This is a genomic window from Buchananella hordeovulneris (assembly GCF_001907235.1).
Classification (GTDB): domain Bacteria; phylum Actinomycetota; class Actinomycetes; order Actinomycetales; family Actinomycetaceae; genus Buchananella; species Buchananella hordeovulneris.
The window spans coordinates 105,475-122,964 of the sequence record NZ_MQVS01000004.1 but is presented as its reverse complement, the minus strand read 5'-3'; the positions used below and the strand labels follow the sequence as shown (position 1 = coordinate 122,964).

The 17,490-nt window shown below is 68.2% G+C and carries 13 protein-coding genes; 9 read left to right on the top strand and 4 right to left on the bottom strand.

Annotated elements, in window-relative coordinates; genetic code table 11:
* Window positions 1-69: 69 nt before the first annotated feature.
* Window positions 70-1,374 (top strand): citrate synthase, encoded by a 1,305-nt coding sequence (locus tag BSZ40_RS05255; protein WP_073824019.1) that lies wholly within the window; start codon window positions 70-72, stop codon window positions 1,372-1,374.
* 81 nt (window positions 1,375-1,455) lie between these two features.
* A complete protein-coding gene (locus BSZ40_RS05250; RefSeq protein WP_073824016.1) occupies window positions 1,456-1,740 on the top strand; it encodes a hypothetical protein in 285 nt (94 codons plus the stop codon).
* On the opposite strand, the gene dapD is transcribed toward BSZ40_RS05250, so the two are convergent.
* Complete coding sequence (gene dapD, locus BSZ40_RS05245) at window positions 1,737-2,714, bottom strand: 2,3,4,5-tetrahydropyridine-2,6-dicarboxylate N-succinyltransferase (protein WP_073824015.1); 978 nt, start codon at window positions 2,712-2,714, stop codon at window positions 1,737-1,739. The two genes, BSZ40_RS05250 and dapD, sit on opposite strands and share 4 nt — an antisense overlap.
* 35 nt (window positions 2,715-2,749) lie before the next feature.
* Window positions 2,750-3,649, bottom strand: a complete 900-nt coding sequence (locus BSZ40_RS05240; protein WP_073824012.1) for an NUDIX domain-containing protein — start codon at window positions 3,647-3,649, stop codon at window positions 2,750-2,752.
* Between the two features lie 198 nt (window positions 3,650-3,847).
* On the opposite strand from BSZ40_RS05240, the gene BSZ40_RS05235 reads away from it, so the two are divergent.
* The 7 genes from BSZ40_RS05235 (at window position 3,848) to BSZ40_RS05205 (ending at window position 13,453) form a co-directional block, all read left to right on the top strand.
* On the top strand, window positions 3,848-5,137 hold the full coding sequence (locus tag BSZ40_RS05235) for an ABC transporter substrate-binding protein (RefSeq protein ID WP_245793861.1): 1,290 nt from the start codon (window positions 3,848-3,850) through the stop codon (window positions 5,135-5,137).
* Window positions 5,138-5,207: 70 nt separating this feature from the next.
* Window positions 5,208-6,173 (top strand): carbohydrate ABC transporter permease, encoded by a 966-nt coding sequence (locus tag BSZ40_RS11555; RefSeq protein WP_124911888.1) that lies wholly within the window; start codon window positions 5,208-5,210, stop codon window positions 6,171-6,173.
* Window positions 6,170-7,117, top strand: a complete 948-nt coding sequence (locus BSZ40_RS11550) for a carbohydrate ABC transporter permease (RefSeq protein WP_073824010.1) — start codon at window positions 6,170-6,172, stop codon at window positions 7,115-7,117. Before BSZ40_RS11555 ends, BSZ40_RS11550 begins: the two co-directional genes overlap by 4 nt.
* Complete coding sequence (locus tag BSZ40_RS05220; protein ID WP_073824008.1) at window positions 7,114-8,532, top strand: GH1 family beta-glucosidase; 1,419 nt, start codon at window positions 7,114-7,116, stop codon at window positions 8,530-8,532. The genes BSZ40_RS11550 and BSZ40_RS05220 overlap by 4 nt, the downstream gene beginning before the upstream one ends.
* A gap of 23 nt (window positions 8,533-8,555) precedes the next feature.
* Window positions 8,556-9,581 carry a LacI family DNA-binding transcriptional regulator gene (locus BSZ40_RS05215; RefSeq protein ID WP_158020867.1) on the top strand — a complete coding sequence of 342 codons (1,026 nt, stop codon included), beginning with the start codon at window positions 8,556-8,558 and terminating at the stop codon, window positions 9,579-9,581.
* Window positions 9,582-9,668: 87 nt separating this feature from the next.
* Entirely contained in the window at window positions 9,669-11,879 is a 2,211-nt protein-coding gene (locus BSZ40_RS05210; RefSeq protein WP_073824004.1) for an alpha-galactosidase, read from the top strand.
* A gap of 14 nt (window positions 11,880-11,893) precedes the next feature.
* Window positions 11,894-13,453, top strand: coding sequence for a beta-N-acetylhexosaminidase (locus BSZ40_RS05205; protein WP_073824002.1), 1,560 nt, complete (start codon window positions 11,894-11,896; stop codon window positions 13,451-13,453).
* Here BSZ40_RS05205 and BSZ40_RS05200 read toward each other — a convergent pair.
* Window positions 13,450-15,192, bottom strand: coding sequence for an ABC transporter ATP-binding protein (locus BSZ40_RS05200; protein ID WP_073824000.1), 1,743 nt, complete (start codon window positions 15,190-15,192; stop codon window positions 13,450-13,452). The genes BSZ40_RS05205 and BSZ40_RS05200 overlap by 4 nt on opposite strands.
* Window positions 15,192-16,967: an ABC transporter ATP-binding protein gene (locus BSZ40_RS05195; RefSeq protein ID WP_073823998.1), complete on the bottom strand. Its 1,776-nt coding sequence runs from the start codon at window positions 16,965-16,967 to the stop codon at window positions 15,192-15,194. Before BSZ40_RS05195 ends, BSZ40_RS05200 begins: the two co-directional genes overlap by 1 nt.
* Between the last annotated feature and the right edge of the window lie 523 nt (window positions 16,968-17,490).

Sequence of the window (17,490 nt, the reverse complement as noted above, 5' to 3'; positions counted from 1 at the left end):
GGGCAGCTCTTTGCACTACGATTACTGGGACCAAGGTCCGCATTTCCGGAAATATGGAAGCGAGAAGGAATGTCCGCAGGGAAGCCCAATGGGGTGCTCACCGTAGGGGAACAGCAATTAGCGCTGCCGCGCGTGGAGGCGACGGAAGGCAGCGATGGGTTGGCAATCGCCCCGCTGCTAAAGGAGACCGGGCTCATAACCCTTGACCCGGGCTTTACGAACACGGCGGCGGCGACGTCGGAAATCACCTACATTGACGGAGACGCGGGCATCCTGCGTTATCGGGGCTATCCGATCGAACAGCTGGCCAAGCAATCCTCGTTCCTGGAGGTGGCCTACCTGTTGGTGTACGGGGAGCTGCCCGACGGCGCCACGCTGGAGGCCTTCATTCGGCGCGTTAAGCGGCATCGGCTGCTGCACGAGGACTTCAAAGCCTTCTTCACCGCGTTCCCGGCCAACGGCCACCCGATGGCCATTCTGCAGGCAGGTATCGCGGGCCTGGCCACCTACTACCAGCACACGCTGGACCCGAAGGACCCGGAGCAGGTCAACACCGCCACCGTGCTGTTGCTGGCCAAGGTGCCAACAATGATCTCCTATATCGCCAAGCGCGCCGCGGGCCTGCCCCTGCTCTACCCCGACAACCAACGCAGCTACACCGAAGACTTCATCCGCATGACCTTCGGGCTGCCCTACCAGAGCTACGACATCGACCCGGCGCTCGTACGCGGCTTGGACATGCTGCTCATTTTGCATGCGGACCACGAACAGAACTGCTCGACCTCGACGGTGCGGCTGGTGGGCTCATCCAACGCCAACATGTACGCCTCGGTGGCGGCCGGGGTGGGGGCGCTGTCTGGCCCGCTGCACGGCGGGGCCAACGAGGCGGTGCTGCGCATGCTGCGGCAGATCGACCAATCCGACATGAGCGTCAATGACTTCATGACGAAGGTAAAGAACAAGGAAGACGGGGTGCGGCTGATGGGCTTTGGCCACCGCGTCTACAAGAATTACGATCCGCGCGCCGCGCTGGTAAAAGAGACCGCGCACGACATCCTGGCCCGGCTGGGGGCCCGCGACAACCTTCTCGACATCGCGATGGAGTTGGAGGAAATCGCGCTGAGCGACGACTACTTCATCGAGCGCAAGCTCTACCCCAACGTGGACTTCTACACCGGCCTGATCTATAAGGCGATGGGCTTCCCCACCAAGATGTTCACCCCGCTCTTTGCGCTCGGCCGCATGCCCGGGTGGATCGCCCAGTACCGGGAGCTCATCACCGACCCGGCCACCCGCATCGGCCGCCCACGGCAGGTCTACACCGGCTACCCCGAACGGCAGTACGTGCCGCTGCGTGAGCGCAACCGCGCCTAGCCGCCGCCAGGTAGCAGACAGGTTTCAGGTCAGCATCGTAAGGTGATGCTGGCCTGAACTTGTGGAAAATAGGAGGCGAGCATGTGGGCTTTTTGGCTGCTGTACGTTGCTTTCGGCGTGGTGTCCGCCTGGGCTGGCTATCGCTTGGGGCAGCCGGGGGAGCGGGGGCGAAAGTTCTTCGATCTGCAGGGCTATCAGCTGCCCCTGTTCCTGGGCTGGTTGCTGCTGTGCGGGCAGGTGGCGTTCACTTGGGCGGAGCTGTCGTTGTGGCACCGCACTTGGTACTTCTGCGGCGGCCTCGCCCTCGGGGCGGCGGCGTACTGGTGGGCACGTCTCCGTTCCCGCCGCCCCGAGGCCCGGTCCTAGTTCGCGTGTAGTTCGGCGTTGAGTTCGATGCCCTTGCCGCCGCGCGCCAGGGCCTCCACGGCACCTGTCACCGAGTTCCGGCGGAACAGGACGTTGGAGGCCCCGGACAACTCGCGGGCCGAGACCACCTGCGGGTCGCGGAACATTCCGTGCTGGCCAGGCACCACCCCGCCCGACGGCATGAGCGAAACCTTGGTGCCGGCCGTCAGGTAGAGACCGGCCTCGACCACGCAGTCGTCCCCCAGGGCGATACCCAACCCGGAGTTAGCGCCGAGCAGGCACCGCTCGCCCACCCGCACCCGCTCCTTGCCGCCCCCGGACAAGGTGCCCATGGTCGAGGCACCGCCCCCGACGTCGGAGCCATTGCCGATGACCACGCCCTGGGAGATGCGTCCCTCCACCATGGACACGCCCAGGGTGCCGGCGTTGTAGTTGACGAAGCCGGCGTGCATGACGGTGGTGCCCTCCGCGAGGTAGGCCCCCAGCCGCACCCGGTTGCCGTCGCCGATGCGCACGCCGCTGGGGGTCACGTAGTCAACCATGCGCGGGAACTTGTCGATGCCGCGCACTTCGACGTGTCCGTGGCGTTGGCGCAGGCGCAGGCGGGTGGTTTCGAAGTCTTCCACCGGGCAGGGTCCGACCGAGGTCCACACGACGTTGGTGAGGCGGGAGAAGATGCCGTCCAGGTTGATGGTGTTGGGTTGCACCAGCCGGTGGGAGAGCAGGTGCAGCCGCAGGTAGGCGTCGGCGGTGGACTGGGGAGCATCATCAAGGTCGACGACGGTGCGCACCACGGTCGTGTGGACGCCGCGGGCGGGATCCTTGGCTTCCATTGTTGTCAGGGTGGCGAGCTGTTCGGTGCGAGTGTCGGCCGGAGCGGGCCCGAGGGCGGGCGAGGGGTACCAGACGTCCAAGGTCTGTCCGGCTTCGGAAATGGTGGCGAGGCCGTAGCCCCATGCGTGTCGGGTCGTCATGGAGGAAGTGTATTGGGGTGCAGGCCGCCGGGCAGCTAGCTGTCGCGCCTTGGACGGGGCAGCACGCGGGGGGAGAGCACCTGCGCGCCGAGGGCGCGGGCCCGGGTCGCCAGACCTTTATCGGCGGTGGCCAGCAGCACCTGGTAGTCGGCGGCGCGGCGGCGGGCAACCTGCGCGACTATCTCGTCGTCGCCGGCGGCGGGGGCGCACACCACCGTCAGGCGGGCTCCGCGCGGGGCGGTGACGATCCCGGCTGGGGCGGCGGGGCGGGCGGCCCCTTCGAGGACAACATCGATATCGGGGTACCAGTGCCCGCCGGGGAGCTGGAGGGTGGCGGCGCTCAGCCCGGTGCCGAGTGCGGTGGCGCAGTCGGTGAGGAGGCGGGCGGCCGCCCCGGCGCGGTCCCGCCACCAGCCGTCGGGGCGGGAACCGACGACGTTGGCCGCGTCGATCACTAGCACCACGCGCCGGGTCAACGCCTGCAGCTCGGGGTGGATGGCGGCGAGGGCAGGCAGGAGCGGACCCGGTTCGGTTCCGGGGGTGAGCCAGGCCAGTTCGAGGGATTCGTCGGTACGGGCTACCGGTTGCTGGGGGCCGGTCTGCTCGGCCACCACCGTGGTGTAGGTCCAGGTGTGGTGGGCGGGCCCGGGGTGGGTGAGGGTGCGCGTGGCCCACACGCGCAGGTGGGCGGCGGCGATGTCGGCCTCCTCGCGGGCTTCGCGCAGGGCCGCGGCGAGGGCACTTTCCGCCACCTGCCGGGCCCCACCGGGCAGGCCCCACAGGCTGGGGGCGGGCGGCCGGGGCGGGCGTAACTGGCCGAGATACTGGGGGCCGTCCCCCGCTTGCCGCCACAGGTATAGCCCGGCAGCGCCGAGGGCGCCCCAGTGACGGTCCCCGCAGGCGCACGCGAGCCAGGTGTCGGCGAGGCAATCCATATCGTCAGCCTACTGCCAGGGGGCGGCGCTAATTGGCGGCCACTTTTGCCTTGACAAGGACCGGGAGAAATGTAGAGTAATTCACATTCCTGGGAGCGCTCTCAGTATTGCGGGTACTCCCTCCACGACAACGTGCACCAGCCCGGCACGTCGTCCACCCCCACCCCCTGCTGTGTTGCCATAGACAAAGGAGTTGCAGTGAACACGCCCCGCATGATGCGCGCCCTGGCCGCCTGCGCCGGTGCCGCGCTCGTCCTGACCGCCTGCGGCGGTGCGAGCGATAAGGCTGACTCAGCCGACAACGGTGCCAAGTCCGACGGCACCATCACCCTGACCGTGGCCACCTTCAACGAGTTCGGATACGAAGGCCTCTTTGAGGAGTACATGGCCGCCCACCCCAACATCAAGATCGAGCACCGCAAGGCCGCCACTACCACCGAAGCCCGCGACAACCTCAACACCCGGTTGGCCGCCGGCTCCGGCCTGGCTGACATTGAGGGCGTCGAAGGCGGCTGGCTGCCGGAACTGATGCAGTACCCCGACAAGTTCGTCGACCTGACCAGCCCCGAGGTGGCGGACCGGTGGCTGGAATGGAAGACCAAGCCCGCCACCGATAAAGATGGCCGCCTCCTCGGCTACGGCACCGACGCCGGACCAGTGGCAGTGTGCTACCGCTCCGACCTCTTCGCCAAGGCCGGGCTGCCCACCGACCGGGCCGAAGTGGCCAAGCTGCTGGAAGGCGACTGGGACAACTACTTCAAGGTCGGCAAGCAGTTCACCGAAGCCACCAATGTGCCGTGGTTCGACTCGGTGGGCGGGGTCTTCGAAATCATGATCGCCCAGCTGCCCAACGCCTTTGAACAGGCCGACGGCACCCCCTTCCCCCTCAAAGACAACGCCGACATGAAGAAGGTCTACGACACCCTGGTGGCCCAGGTCCCGCTCTCGGCCAAACTCACCCCCTGGACCGAAGACTGGACTGCGGCCTTCCAAAAGGACGGCTTTGGCACCATGTTCTGCCCGTCCTGGATGATCGGCGTCATCGAAGGTAACGCCAAGGGCGTGGCCGGTTGGGACGTCGCCAACGTGACGCCCGGCGGCGGCGCCAACTCCGGTGGCTCCTTCCTGATGGTGCCCACCCAGTCGGCGCACCCCGAGGAAGCCAAAGCGCTGGCCGCCTGGCTGACCGCACCCGAACAGCAGATCAAGGCCTTCAAGAACAAGGGCACCTTCCCCAGCCAGACCAAGGGCCTGGAGGATCCGATCCTGCTGGAGCACAAGAGCGAGTTCTTCAACAACGCCCCGGTGGGCGAGATCTTCGCCGAGCGCGCCAAGGCCGTGACCGTGGTGCCGTTCGCCGGACCAAACTACTTCGCTATCCGCGGGCTGGTGGGTGACGCCCTGACCCGGGTGGAGACCGCGGTCGAGGACGCCGGGAAGTCCTGGGAAAAGGCGCTGAGCGAGTACGACGCGCTCGGCCTGAACTAGCTCTGGTAAGTAGTCGGGTGGGGGCGCGCCCCGCGCGGGCCCCCACCCCCAGATCGACCGGCGGTAACAAATGGACACCGAGCACAGCGGCGGGCAATTGCTCGACGACCGCAAGCGGCAGCGGCGCGCCTGGCGCGGCAAGCTCGACATGCGGCTCTCCCCGTACCTCTATATCTCTCCCTTCTTTCTACTCTTCGCCCTGGTAGGGCTCTTCCCCCTGCTTTACACCGTGTTCGTGGCGCTGCACGACTGGCACCTGATTGGCGGCAAAGGCGACTTCGTCGGGGTGCAGAACTTCGTGGACGTGCTCCTCCAGCCGCGCTTTTGGACCGCGCTGCGCAACACGTTCTCCATCTTCCTGCTCTCCTCCGTGCCACAGGTGATTGCCGCCGTGTTGATCGCCGCCGTCCTCGACGCCAACATTCGGGCGAAGACTTTCTGGCGCATGGGCGTACTGGTTCCCTACGTGGTCGCCCCGGTCTCGGTGGCCCTCATCTTCGGCAAAGTATTCGCCGACGACTCCGGCCTGCTCAACGCCCTGCTGACCAGTATTGGGCTGGAACCAATTGCCTGGCACGCGCAGCCACTGGCCTCGCATTTCGCCATCGCCACGATGGTCAACTTCCGCTGGACCGGCTACAACACCCTCATCGTGTTGGCCGCCATGCAGGCCATCCCCCGCGAGCTCTACGAGGCCGCCCTCATCGACGGCGCCGGGCGGGTGCGGCAGTTCTTCTCCGTGACCATTCCCATGCTGCGGCCCACCATCATCTTCGTGGTGCTGACCGCCACCATCGGGGGACTGCAGATCTTTGACGAGCCCCGCCTGTACGACGTCGGCGGGGTGGGCGGCCCCGACCGGCAATGGATGACCCTGTCCATGTACCTCTTTGAAGTGGGCTGGGGCAGCCAGCGCAACCTCGGCCGCTCGGCCGCCATCGCCTGGATCCTCTTCCTCATCGTCATCGTTTTCGCCGTCATCAACTTCCTGCTCACGCGCCGCATCGCGTCCGAAGATTCCAGGGGGAAAAAATGAGCGCCCCGCGCCTGTCACTGCCCGCCGTGGAACAGCTAGCGGGGAAGGGCGCCGCCCGGGCGGCCCGGCGGCGCGCACTGCGCAGCGGGCAACTGCCGCGCGCGCGGGCCACCGGCGGTACCGCCCGGCGCCCCGGATGGGTGACCTACATGGTGCTGGCGGCGATCTTGGCCATCTCCTTCTACCCGTTGTGGTTCTCGGTGCTGCTGGCGTCGTCCGACGCCGCCACGATTGCGCAAAACCCGATCCCCTCCCCGGTGCCGCGGGGCAACCTGTGGACCAACATTCAGCGGGTGCTGGAGGCCGACATCAAACTGTGGCCCGCGATCTGGAACTCCGTCATCGTCGCCGTCATCACCTCCCTCTCGGTGGTCTTCTTCTCCACCTTGGCCGGTTTTTCCTTCTCCAAACTGCGGTTTCGGGGGCGGGGACCACTGCTGGTGTTCGTGATCGCCACGATGGCGGTGCCCACCCAGCTGGGCGTGGTGCCGCTGTTCATCATCATGTCCAAGCTGGAGTGGACCGGCTCTCTGCTCTCCGTGATCGTCCCGGGCCTCATCTCGGCTTTTGGGGTGTTCTGGATGACGCAGTACCTGCGCGGCGCCCTGCCTTACGAGCTCATTGAGGCCGCCCGCGTGGACGGCTGTTCGCTCATCCGCACGTTCTGGCACGTGGCATTGCCTGCCGCTCGCCCGGCGGCCGCGATGCTAGGCCTCTTCACCTTCGTCGGCTCCTGGACCAGCTTCTTTTGGCCGTTTATCGCCTTGGGTTCGCAAAACCCGACCCTGCCGGTGGCGTTGCAGCTGCTGCAGGCCACCTATTTCAAGGACTACTCCCTCATCATGGCCGGGGTGGTGATCTCCACCCTGCCGTTGATCCTCGTATTCATCTTCGCCGGGCGCCAGCTCGTCTCCGGCATCATGCAAGGAGCTGTAAAAGGATGACCACTTTGCAATTTCCACCCGATTTCCAGTTCGGGGCCGCCACTGCCGCCTTCCAGATCGAGGGCGGAGGATACGAAGACGGACGGGGCCCGTCCATCTGGGACGCGTTTTGCGAGGAGCCCGGCCGGATCGCGGACGGTTCAAACGGGCTGGTGGCCTGCGACCACTACCACCGCATGGAGCAGGACGTCGCCCTCATGCGCTCCCTCCACCTGGCCACCTACCGGTTTTCCACCTCCTGGGCCCGCGTCTGCCCGGACGGGCGTAGCGTCAACCAGCGCGGGCTGGACTTCTACTCCCGCCTCGTGGACGAACTGCTGGCCGCCAACATCAAACCCTGGCTGACGCTCTACCACTGGGACCTGCCGCAGGCGCTGGGGGAGCAGGGCGGCTGGGTCAACCGCGAGACCTCCTACCGGTTTGCCGACTATACGCAGGCGGTGCACGACGCCCTGGGGGAACGGGTGGGCGTCTGGACGACGCTGAACGAGCCGTGGTGCTCGTCGTTCCTGTCCTACGCCTGCGGCGAGCACGCCCCCGGGCACACCAGTCCCCGCGAGGCGGTGGCTGCCGCCCACCACCTGCTCCTGGCGCACGGCCTGGGGGTGCAGGTGCTGCGGGAAGCGGCCAGCAACCTGACAGTAGGCATCACCTGCAACACCTCATACTTCCACCCCGCCGATCCGGACAATCCGGCCGACGTCGACGCCGCCCGCCGGGTGGACGGGGCCTTCCACCGGGTGTTCCTCGACCCGTTGTTCAAGGGGCACTACCCGGACGATGTCCTGGAAGACATGCGAGAGGCTGGCCTGGGGGAGGACGTCCGGGACGGCGACATGGCGCTCATTAGCGCCCCCCTGGACGTGCTGGGGGTGAACTTCTACAACGGGGGAGCTCACGCCGCCCCCCTGCCCGGAGCCCAACCCGAGGTGCGCATCAACGCGGGGGGCCACCCGGTGGCCAGCCCCATCGTGGGCTCGGAGACCGTGCGCCCCATCCCCCGGGATCTGCCGGTGACCGCCATGGGGTGGGAGGTAGACGCCCGCGACTTGCGGCTGATGCTGAACCGGATGCAGCGCGACTACACCGGCCCGGCGGGCATTCCCCTGGTGGTCACCGAGAACGGTGCCGCCTACCACGATGTGCCCGACGAACACGGCTACGTTGATGACACCGCCGACCGGTTGGCCTACCTGCGCGACCACCTGGCGGCGGTGCACGGGGCCATCGCGGACGGGGTGGATGTCCGCGGCTACCTCGCCTGGTCCCTCCTGGACAACTTCGAGTGGGCGTTTGGTTACTCCCGCCGGTTCGGGATCGTGCGCGTCGACTACGACACCCTCGCGCGTATCCCGAAGGCGAGCGCCAAATGGTACGCCGAGGTGGCGCGCACCCACACAATGGAAATAGGCTAAACCGGGTAAGGGGAGGAGGGATGATGGCCCGGCGACAAGCCCCGACGCTTGACGATGTCGCCCGCCTGGCGGGAGTCTCGCGCGCGACGGTGTCGCGGGCGGTGCGCGGTGGCCACCTGGTGAGCGCCAGCGCCCGCCGGGCCATTGACGCCGCTATCGAGGAACTCGGCTACGTGCCGAACCAGGTGGCCCGCTCCCTGGCCACCCGGCAAGCCAACAACATCGCCGTCATCGTCTCCGAGCCCCACGCCCGCCTCTTCGGTGACCCGTTCTTCGCCACCTCCGTGGCGGGCGTGGCGGAGACGCTGGAGTCCACCTCCCGGCACATGGCGCTCTTCATGGCCTACGGGGGATACCGGCGCAAACTGGAGGAATACCTGCGCGGGGGCTACGCCGACGCCGCGCTAGTTATCTCCCACCACGACGAAGATCACCTGCCCGATCTGCTGGCAGAGCTGCGGCTGCCCTGCGCTTTCCTCGGCCGTCCGGCCGCCGCCACCCGCAGCGGCTTTTCGGTGGCAGACCGCTTCGTCGACATCGACAACGTCGCTGGGGGGCGCATCGCGACCGAGCACCTGTTGGCGCAGGGTTGCCGTCGTATCGCCACCATTACCGGCCCGATGGACATCGCCTCGGCGCGCGAGCGCCTGGCGGGGACACGGGCCGCGCTGGCCGCCGCGGGGTTGGAACTGTGCGGCAGCTACCCGGGCTCATACGAACCAGCTTCGGCGCAGGTGCAGACCCTGGAGCTCTTAGATCGGGGCGAGCCCATCGACGGGCTCTTCGTCGCCTCGGACCTAATGGCGGCCGCCGCCATCGGGGTGCTGACCGCCAACGGCAAGCGGGTGCCGGACGATATTCGCGTCATCGGGTTCGACGACGCCGACATTTCCCGGCTCATGGTGCCGTCCCTGTCCACCGTGACCAACCCCTGGCGCGAACTGGCCATTCGCGCCACCCAGATGGTGTTGGCCGAATTGGATGGGGCCACCCCCGCCCGCCCGGTGATCTTGCAACCAGAGTTGGTGGTGCGTGAGAGCACCCAATAGTGGGCCCGGTCCCGCAGGCGGACCGCGAGTTTTGTCGAGCAAATTTTGTCCGGGGCAGGCAGGCCCCGGTGGCCAGAAAGGTCTGTGATGGGAGAGCAGCCACGCTGGGTGGTGTTAGTGCAGGCCGGCGGCACGGCCCTGCTGCTAGAGGTCGGGCAGGCGGGCCTACCCCACGTGGTGCACTGGGGACCGCACTGGGGGGCAGCCAGCCCCGCGGACCTGGCCGAGTTGGTGGCAGGAACGGCCCGCATGGACGTGGACAACGTCCCGGACCTGCCGCTTAACCCGGGGGTACTACCGGGCGGCTGGACCGGCTGGTCAGGCCGCCCGGGCCTGCTGGGGCACCGCGACGGTGGGGCAGCGTGGTCGCCCCGCCTGCGCACCACCGCGGTGAGCTTCGTGGCCACCCCGGCGGACGGGGGCGCGCCGACTGGCGAGAGTGCGGCCGAGAACCTGGCCCCCGGAGAGTATTGCCGCGGTAGTGGCACCCTCACCTTTACCCTGACCGATCCGGTGGCGCAGCTGGCGGTGCAGCTGGAGCTGAGACTCACCCCCGTCGGCACCGTGCAGGTGCGCGCCCAGCTCCACAACGAGGGCCAGGACAACTACCACCTGCACGAGCTCAACCTGGCCTTGCCGCTGCCGCTAGAAGTCGACGAAGTGCTGGATTTCAGCGGGCACTGGGCGAAGGAACGCTGCCCGCAGCGGCGGGCCCTGACCATCGGCACCCATCTGCGGGAACATCGCCGGGGGCGGCCCGGCTTCGACGCCACCACCTGCCTGCTGGCCGGGCGGCCCGGCTTTAACTTCCGGCGCGGCCAGGTCTACGGCCTGCACGTGGCGGCGCCGGCCAACTCGCGTTTCTACATCGAACGCCTGCCGGAGGGCTGGCAGGTGCTCGGTGGGGGGGAGCTGCTGCACCCGGGGGAGGTCACGCTCGCCCCGGGCCAGAGCTATCGCGGCCCGCTGTTGCACTTTACGCAGGGACAGGGGCTAGACGAGGCCGCCGGGCGCTTCCACGACTGGATCCGCAGCCTGCCCACCGCTCCGGGCCCCGCCCGGCCGGTGACCCTGAACGTGTGGGAAGCCGTCGGCTTCGACCAGCGGCTGGACAAGCTGCTGGCCCTGGCCGATGCCGCCCACGCACTGGGGGTGGAACGCTTTGTGCTGGACGACGGCTGGTTCCTGGGACGGCGCGATGACACCGCGGGCCTGGGGGACTGGCAGGTAGACCCGATCGTGTGGCCCGACGGCCTCACGCCGCTCGTAGAACGGGTCGTGGGCCACGGCATGGAGTTCGGCCTGTGGTTCGAACCGGAGATGGTCAACCCGAATTCGCAGGTGGCGCGGGAACACCCCGACTGGCTACTGGCCGCCCACCCGGAACTGCCGGTGGCCTGGCGCCACCAGCAGGTGTTGGACCTCACCAACCCGCAGGCCTGGAACCACGTGCACACCCAGATGGATGCGCTGCTGCGGCGCTACCCCATCAGCTACCTCAAGTGGGACCACAACCGCGACACATTCGACGCGGGCAGCCAGACGGCCGACCGGCGAGCAGTAGCGGGGGAACAGGTGCGCTGTGCGCTGCGCCTCATGGACCGCCTACGTCGCGACCACCCCGGCCTGGAGATCGAAAGCTGCTCCTCCGGCGGGGGCCGCATCGACCTGGAAACCATCACCCACACCCAGCGCTTCTGGGTCTCAGATTGCCTGGACCCGTTGGAGCGGCAGGCGATGCTGCGCTGGACACTGCAACTGGTGCCCCCCGAATTCCTCGGCAGCCACGTGGCCTCCGCCCGCTCCCACACCACCGGTCGGCAACACGACCTCGCCTTCCGGGCGCTGACCGCCCTGTGGGGCCACCTGGGGGTGGAATGGGATCTGACCGCGGCCAGTGCGGACGAGCTGGCGCAACTGGCCGACTGGATTGCCTACTTCAAAGAGCAGCGAGAGCTGCTGCTCACCGGGCGGGTGGTGCGCGACGAGGTGGGGGAGGGAGCCCTCTGGTTGCACGGGGTGGTGGCCCGGGACGCCTCCACCGCCCGTTACATGGTGCACAGCCCCTACACGGGCGCCCTCGGACTGCAAGGACGCCTCCGCCTGCCCGGCTTGCAGGCTGACACCCGCTACCGGGTGCGGCCCCGGTTCGTCGGTCGCGCCCCGGCCGGGCTCATCCCACCCCCTTGGTTTACCACCGGCGTCACCGCCACCGGTGCGGCGTTGGCCAACGTGGGCCTGACCCCCCCGAGCCTCAACCCGGAACAAGCCGTGCTGCTCGAAGTCGAGCGGTGCTAGGCAGAGAGGAAAACATGCGCGCACTACTGCCCCAACCCGCGACGGTCCAGTGGCGGGCGGAGGGATACACCCTCACCTCCACCACGACTCTGGGGCCCGCCAGCGCGGCCGCCGCTCCCGCTGCGGCGGTGGTGTGGCGACTGCTCAGCCGCACCACCGGCCTGCCGTTGGCCCCCCGGCAGGCCCCGGACGTCGTCGTGCAGTTGACGGATGAACTAGCGGAAGAGGCCTACCACCTGGCAGTGGGGCCGGAGGGAGTGCAGATTGTGGCCGGCGGGCAGCGCGGTGCCCTGTGGGCCGCCCAGACCCTGCTGCAACTGGGCCCGGCAGAAATTTACGCCGCCCCCCGCGGCGTCGACGTGCCTCTGGACGGGGCCAACATCAGCGATGCCCCGCGGTTTGCGCGGCGCGGCGCCATGCTCGACTCTGCCCGCCACTTCGTGCCGCTGGCCGACGTGCTGGACTTTGTCGACTGGCTGGCCCGGCACAAGCTCAACGTCTTCCACTGGCACCTGACAGACGACCAAGGCTGGCGCGTGGCCCTCGACAAGTATCCGCGCCTGGCCACGCACGCCAGCTGGCGGGCCCGCACCACCAACCGGGCCGGGGGCGACGACCACACCCCACACGGTGGCTACTACACCCTGGACCAAATCCAGCAGGTAGCCGACTACGCCCGCGCCCTCGGGATCGAGATCGTCCCCGAACTCGACTTCCCGGGCCACGCCACGGCGGTCCTCCACGCCTACCCCGAGTTCGCCACCGACCCGCACGCCGTCACCGAGGTGGCGCACTATCCGCAAATCTTCCCCAACGTGCTCAACCTGTCTCCCGCCGCCCTCGACTTCGTCCACGACGCGTGGCAGGCCGTCATCGACGCCACCGGCGCCACCTACGTGCACATCGGCGGAGACGAGGTGCCCACCACCCACTGGGAAGCTTCCCCGGAGGTCAAGCAGCGGGCCGCCGCCTGGGGGGTGGCCGACGTGCGCAAACTGCAGCGGTGGTTCACCGAGCATCTGCGGGACTGGCTGCGCCAGCGCGGAGTCATCCCCATCGGCTGGGACGAGATTATCGACGACGGCCCCGTGCCCGGCATGGTGTGCCAGGCCTGGCGGGGCGCGGACGCCGGCAGACGAGCCGCCCAGCACGGCATGGACGTTATCATGTCCCCCCTCAGCCACACCTACCTCGACTTCTACCAGTCGCCGTTGCGCAGCGAGCCTTACGCCCAGGGCGTGGTGTTGCCCATTGAGGAGGTCTACGCCTTCGACCCAACCGCCGAGCTCGACCCGCCCGCCGCCGCGCGCGTGCTCGGCACCCAGTTCCAGCTGTGGGCCGAGTTCCAACCCACCTACCGCAAGCTCCAATACCAGGCCTGGCCGCGGGGCTGTGCGCTCGCGGAGGTGGCGTGGTCCGCGCCTGCGGGGCGCAGCTGGCAAGCCTTCGCTCCGCGGTTGGAGGCCCACTTGCAGCGGCTCGCCGCCGCGGGCCTGAACTACCGGCCGCTGGCCGGGCCGCACCCGTGGCAGGAGGGCGGCACTGGCTGGTTCCAGCGCCCCGCTGCGGACTAGTCGGCGGCCGATCCCCGCAACTGCCAGCGGGCGGCGTCGGTGCTGGCTGCCAGATAGTCGGCATACCTGCCGCCCGCGGCGGCCAGTTGGGCGGGCGTGCCCTGCTCGCAGATGCGGGCCCCGCGGGGCCCGCCCTCCAGCACCAATATTTGGTCAGCGCCGCGCAGGGTGGTTAGGCGGTGGGCCACCACGATGACGGTGCGGCCCACGGCGAGCTCGGCGAGCACCTCCGTGATGGCCGCCTCGTTTTCTCCGTCGAGGGCGGAGGTGATCTCGTCTAGCAACAAGATAGGGGCGTCCTTGAGGAATGCCCGCGCGATGGAGACGCGTTGGCGCTCCCCACCGGACAGTCGCAAGCCGCCCGGCCCGACGCGGGTCTGCCAACCGTCGGGCAGGGAGGCGATCACCTGGTCGAGGCGGGCGGCCCGCGCGGCCGCGGCTAGCTCTGCATCGGTGGCGTCCGGCCGGGCCACTCGTAGATTCTCCCGAATGGTGGTGTCGAACAGGTAGACGTCCTGGAATACCAGCGATATCAGGGCCATGAGGTCGGTGGTGGTCACATCGCGCACGTCCGCCCCACCGACAAGCACTTGCCCAGTGTCGGTGTCCCAGAAGCGGGCGGCTAGCCGCAGGAGCGTGGACTTTCCTATCCCGGAGGGGCCGACCAGGGCGGTGATGCTGCCTGCCTGGGCGGTGAAGCTGATGTCGTCCAGGATGGGACGGTCCGCCCGGTAGCCAAAGGAGACATTGCGCAGCGTGATGTCGGTGCCCTGCGGCTGCACGGGGGTAGCGGGCTCCGGCAGCGGGCGGGAGTCCATGATGTCGCTAACCGACCGCAGCGCGACCTTGGCGTTGTTGGCTTCGGTGGCAAACAGCACCGCGGTGGCGAGCGGTCCGGTGGTGCGGGTGGCTATCGCGGCGATCGCCAGGAAGGCGGCCACGTCGAGTTGCTTGCCCAAAAGCTGGGCGGTAGCCAACGCCAGGGTGAGGGCGCACGCCGCCTGCACCAACAACTGGAAGGCTGCCCCCGGGCGCCCCTTGGCGCGCAGGCTAGCGCGGACCGCCTCGTCTTCGGCGCGCAGGGCCTGCGTCAAGGGCGACCAGTCTCGTTCGGCGTGCCCGGTGGCACGCAGCACGCTCTGGAGGCGGGCAAATTCGATCAGGCGGCCGGCCGAATGTTGGGCAGCTTGCTCCTCCACGGTGTTGACCTGCTCGGCCCGTCGCACGGTCAGGCGCCACGAGAGCGCCAGCGGCACCGCGCAGGCCAGCAACACCAGCCCCAACTGCCAGTCCACCACCAGGACGGTAACGGTCATCACCGCGGGAACAATTACCGCCGAGCATAAGGCGGGCAGCACCATGGAAGCGATGTGGGACAGAGTGTTGATATCGCGAGAGACGGCTGCCGCCACTTGCGCTTCGCGTTCGGCGGTGAACCAGCCTAGGGGGAGCCGCAGCACGTGTTCCCCGATGCGTCCGATCAGCGCGTCGCACACGTCGTACACCGAGATGCGATAGGAACGGATCATCACGGAAGTAGACAGCGCGAAACTGAGTGCCCCGCCTGCCACCACCAGCCCCGTCCAGAGGCCCAGGTGGGGTCCGCCTGTCAACAATTGACGGAGGAACGGCAGGAGCGCCGCCAACGTCAGGCCCTGGCAGAGGGCAGTCAGTACGTAGCCCCCCAGCAGGACGCGCAGCTCGCGGGCGTCGACTAGGCGGGATAACAGTCGAAACATTATTCGCCTCCTTGCTGGGCGGACCAAAGTTGGGCGTACAGTCCCTCGGCGGACAGCAACGTCGAGTGGGTGCCGCGTTCCACCACCTGCCCGGCCTCCAGCACCAGGATCTGGTCGGCGTTTTGCACGGTGGACAGGCGGTGGGCGATGACCACCACCGTGCGGCCGACCGCGAGGTGGCTGAGAGCGGCGTGGATGTCGCGTTCGGACTGCGGATCGGCTTGGGCGGTGGCCTCATCAAGCACCAGCAGGTCAGTGTCTTGCAGCAGGGCTCGTGCGATGGTCAGCCGCTGGCGCTCCCCGCCGGAGAGCTGTCCCTCCGCACTGCCTAGTACCGTGTCGTAGCCCGCCGGTAGTTGCAGGATGCGTTCGTGCATACCGACCGCGCGGGCGGCTGCCTGCAGCTGTTCGGCGCTGGCCTGCGGGCTGCCAAGGGCGAGGTTGTGGGCGACCGTGTCGTGGGCGAGGGTTATGTCCTGGAAGACGACCGCCACCCGGCTGTAGAGCCAATCGAACGAGGTCTCCCGCACGTCCACCCCGCCGACGTGGACGCTGCCCTGGTCCGGGTCGTAGAAGCGGGCCACCAGGCGGGCCAACGTCGTCTTGCCGCTGCCGGAGGGGCCAACGATCGCGGTGACAGTCCCGGGAGCCGCCTGCAAGGACACATTTCGCACGACGGGGTGAGATGGCTCGTAGCCGAAGGTGACATCCCGCAGCTCTAGGTGCCCCGGTGCCGGGTCCGGCAGGTCGCGGCCGGGGCCCTGCGGCATGGGGGGCTGCGCTAGCACGGCTGCCGTGCTCTCGGCGGCCCGCTGCGCCTCGTACAGGTGTTGCATGAGTGACATTAGGTGAATGGCACCCTGCGGCAGGCCGAGGGCCAGGGTGAAGAAGGCCACCGATTCCGCCGGGGTCAACCAGTCCTGTCGAATGAACCAGACCGCCAGGGGGGCGACCACGGCGAGCACGGTCGCGGGCTGCAGCAGCGCCTGGGCAGCAGCCATGCCGCTGCCCGCCGCCCGGGTCCACCGCAGCGAGAGGGAGGAGAAGGCCGTGCGGGCCGCGGTGAACCGAGTGCGCGCGGCGTCGGAGGCTTGGAAAGACTTGATCTCCTTGATGCCTTCAGCCATCTCCACGGTTGCCGCCGCTAGGCGGGTTTGGGCGGAGGAGAAATCCGCGAAGAGGCTTTGGTCGTAGCCGACCCGGAGGGCGAGCGCGGGAATGGCCACCCAGATGGCGACGAGGATGAGGGCCAGCACCCAGTTCACCCAGGCCAGGTACAGCAGGCCCGCCACGGCGGAGACCGCCGCAAAGGTGGCGTCGGCCGCCTGGTGGGCTACCAGGGTGTGGATGGCAGAGGTGTCGTCGCACACCAGTTTGCGCAGGGCGCCGGCCGACGTCTGTTCCACCCGCCCTAAGGGCAGGCGACTGAGGGTGGCGATCAGGGCTTGGCGCAGGCGGTAGCGCAGGCGTGCCTCCACCGTATGCGAATAGCCGAGCGCCGCACCGTGCAATAGCTCGCTGGCCAGCAGGCAGGCGCTGGCGAGGGCTATCCACGGCCACAGGGCGGAGGGGGTTTCCTGCACTAGCAGGCGACGGGCGATCTCAGTTAGGGCGATGTAGGGCACTACCGACAACAGGCCCCCCAGGCCGGAGAGCACCGCCGTTAAGCGCATGGCGGGGCGGACGGGCGCGAGTAGCTTGCGTGTCGGATTGGACATATCTTCCCCCTCGTCGTCGCTGACCAGGCGCCGGGCTACCCCGGCGTCGCCACCCACCCAGCATACTCCTAAAGTAAGGTTAGCCTTAGTTGCGAGGGGGGTGAGGGGCCAAGGTGTTGCTGTGGCGCGCAGCGGCCGCCTGGCAGGCTTCCACCGCGCCCCTGCGGCAACCCGGTGCCCTTATGTGATCAGCATGCTCTTGGGTGACCGCCGCGCCCTGGCGCAACCAGTCCTTGGGTGACCGCCGCGCTCTTGGGTAACCATCATGTCCTTGGGTAACCATCATGCCCTTGCGCAACCATCATGCCCTTGCGCAACCATCATGCCCTTGGGTAACCATCATGTCCTTGCGCAACCATCATGTCCTTAAAACACCGAAATAAGGGCATGACGGTGAAGTAAGGGCATGACGGTGGAGTAAGGGCATGACGGTGGAGTAAGGGCATGACGGTGAAGTAAGGGCGGGGTGGTGAACCATGGGCGAGGCGGTGCGCTAGATCCCCGGCACGCCACGCCGCGCCCGTACATACATCTGTGCCGCCAACCCCACACTCTTGCCGCTGCCCCACTTTGGGGGCGG

Bases quoted from the DNA above. Each gene is read 5' to 3' on its own strand.
- BSZ40_RS05255 (WP_073824019.1), top strand. From the start codon at position 70: ATGTCCGCAGGGAAGCCCAATGGGGTGCTCACCGTAGGGGAACAGCAA.
- BSZ40_RS05250 (WP_073824016.1), top strand. From the start codon at position 1,456: ATGTGGGCTTTTTGGCTGCTGTACGTTGCTTTCGGCGTGGTGTCCGCC.
- dapD (WP_073824015.1), bottom strand. From the start codon at position 2,714: ATGACGACCCGACACGCATGGGGCTACGGCCTCGCCACCATTTCCGAA.
- BSZ40_RS05240 (WP_073824012.1), bottom strand. From the start codon at position 3,649: ATGGATTGCCTCGCCGACACCTGGCTCGCGTGCGCCTGCGGGGACCGT.
- BSZ40_RS11555 (WP_124911888.1), top strand. From the start codon at position 5,208: ATGGACACCGAGCACAGCGGCGGGCAATTGCTCGACGACCGCAAGCGG.
- BSZ40_RS11550 (WP_073824010.1), top strand. From the start codon at position 6,170: ATGAGCGCCCCGCGCCTGTCACTGCCCGCCGTGGAACAGCTAGCGGGG.
- BSZ40_RS05220 (WP_073824008.1), top strand. From the start codon at position 7,114: ATGACCACTTTGCAATTTCCACCCGATTTCCAGTTCGGGGCCGCCACT.
- BSZ40_RS05215 (WP_158020867.1), top strand. From the start codon at position 8,556: ATGGCCCGGCGACAAGCCCCGACGCTTGACGATGTCGCCCGCCTGGCG.
- BSZ40_RS05210 (WP_073824004.1), top strand. From the start codon at position 9,669: ATGGGAGAGCAGCCACGCTGGGTGGTGTTAGTGCAGGCCGGCGGCACG.
- BSZ40_RS05205 (WP_073824002.1), top strand. From the start codon at position 11,894: ATGCGCGCACTACTGCCCCAACCCGCGACGGTCCAGTGGCGGGCGGAG.
- BSZ40_RS05200 (WP_073824000.1), bottom strand. From the start codon at position 15,192: ATGTTTCGACTGTTATCCCGCCTAGTCGACGCCCGCGAGCTGCGCGTC.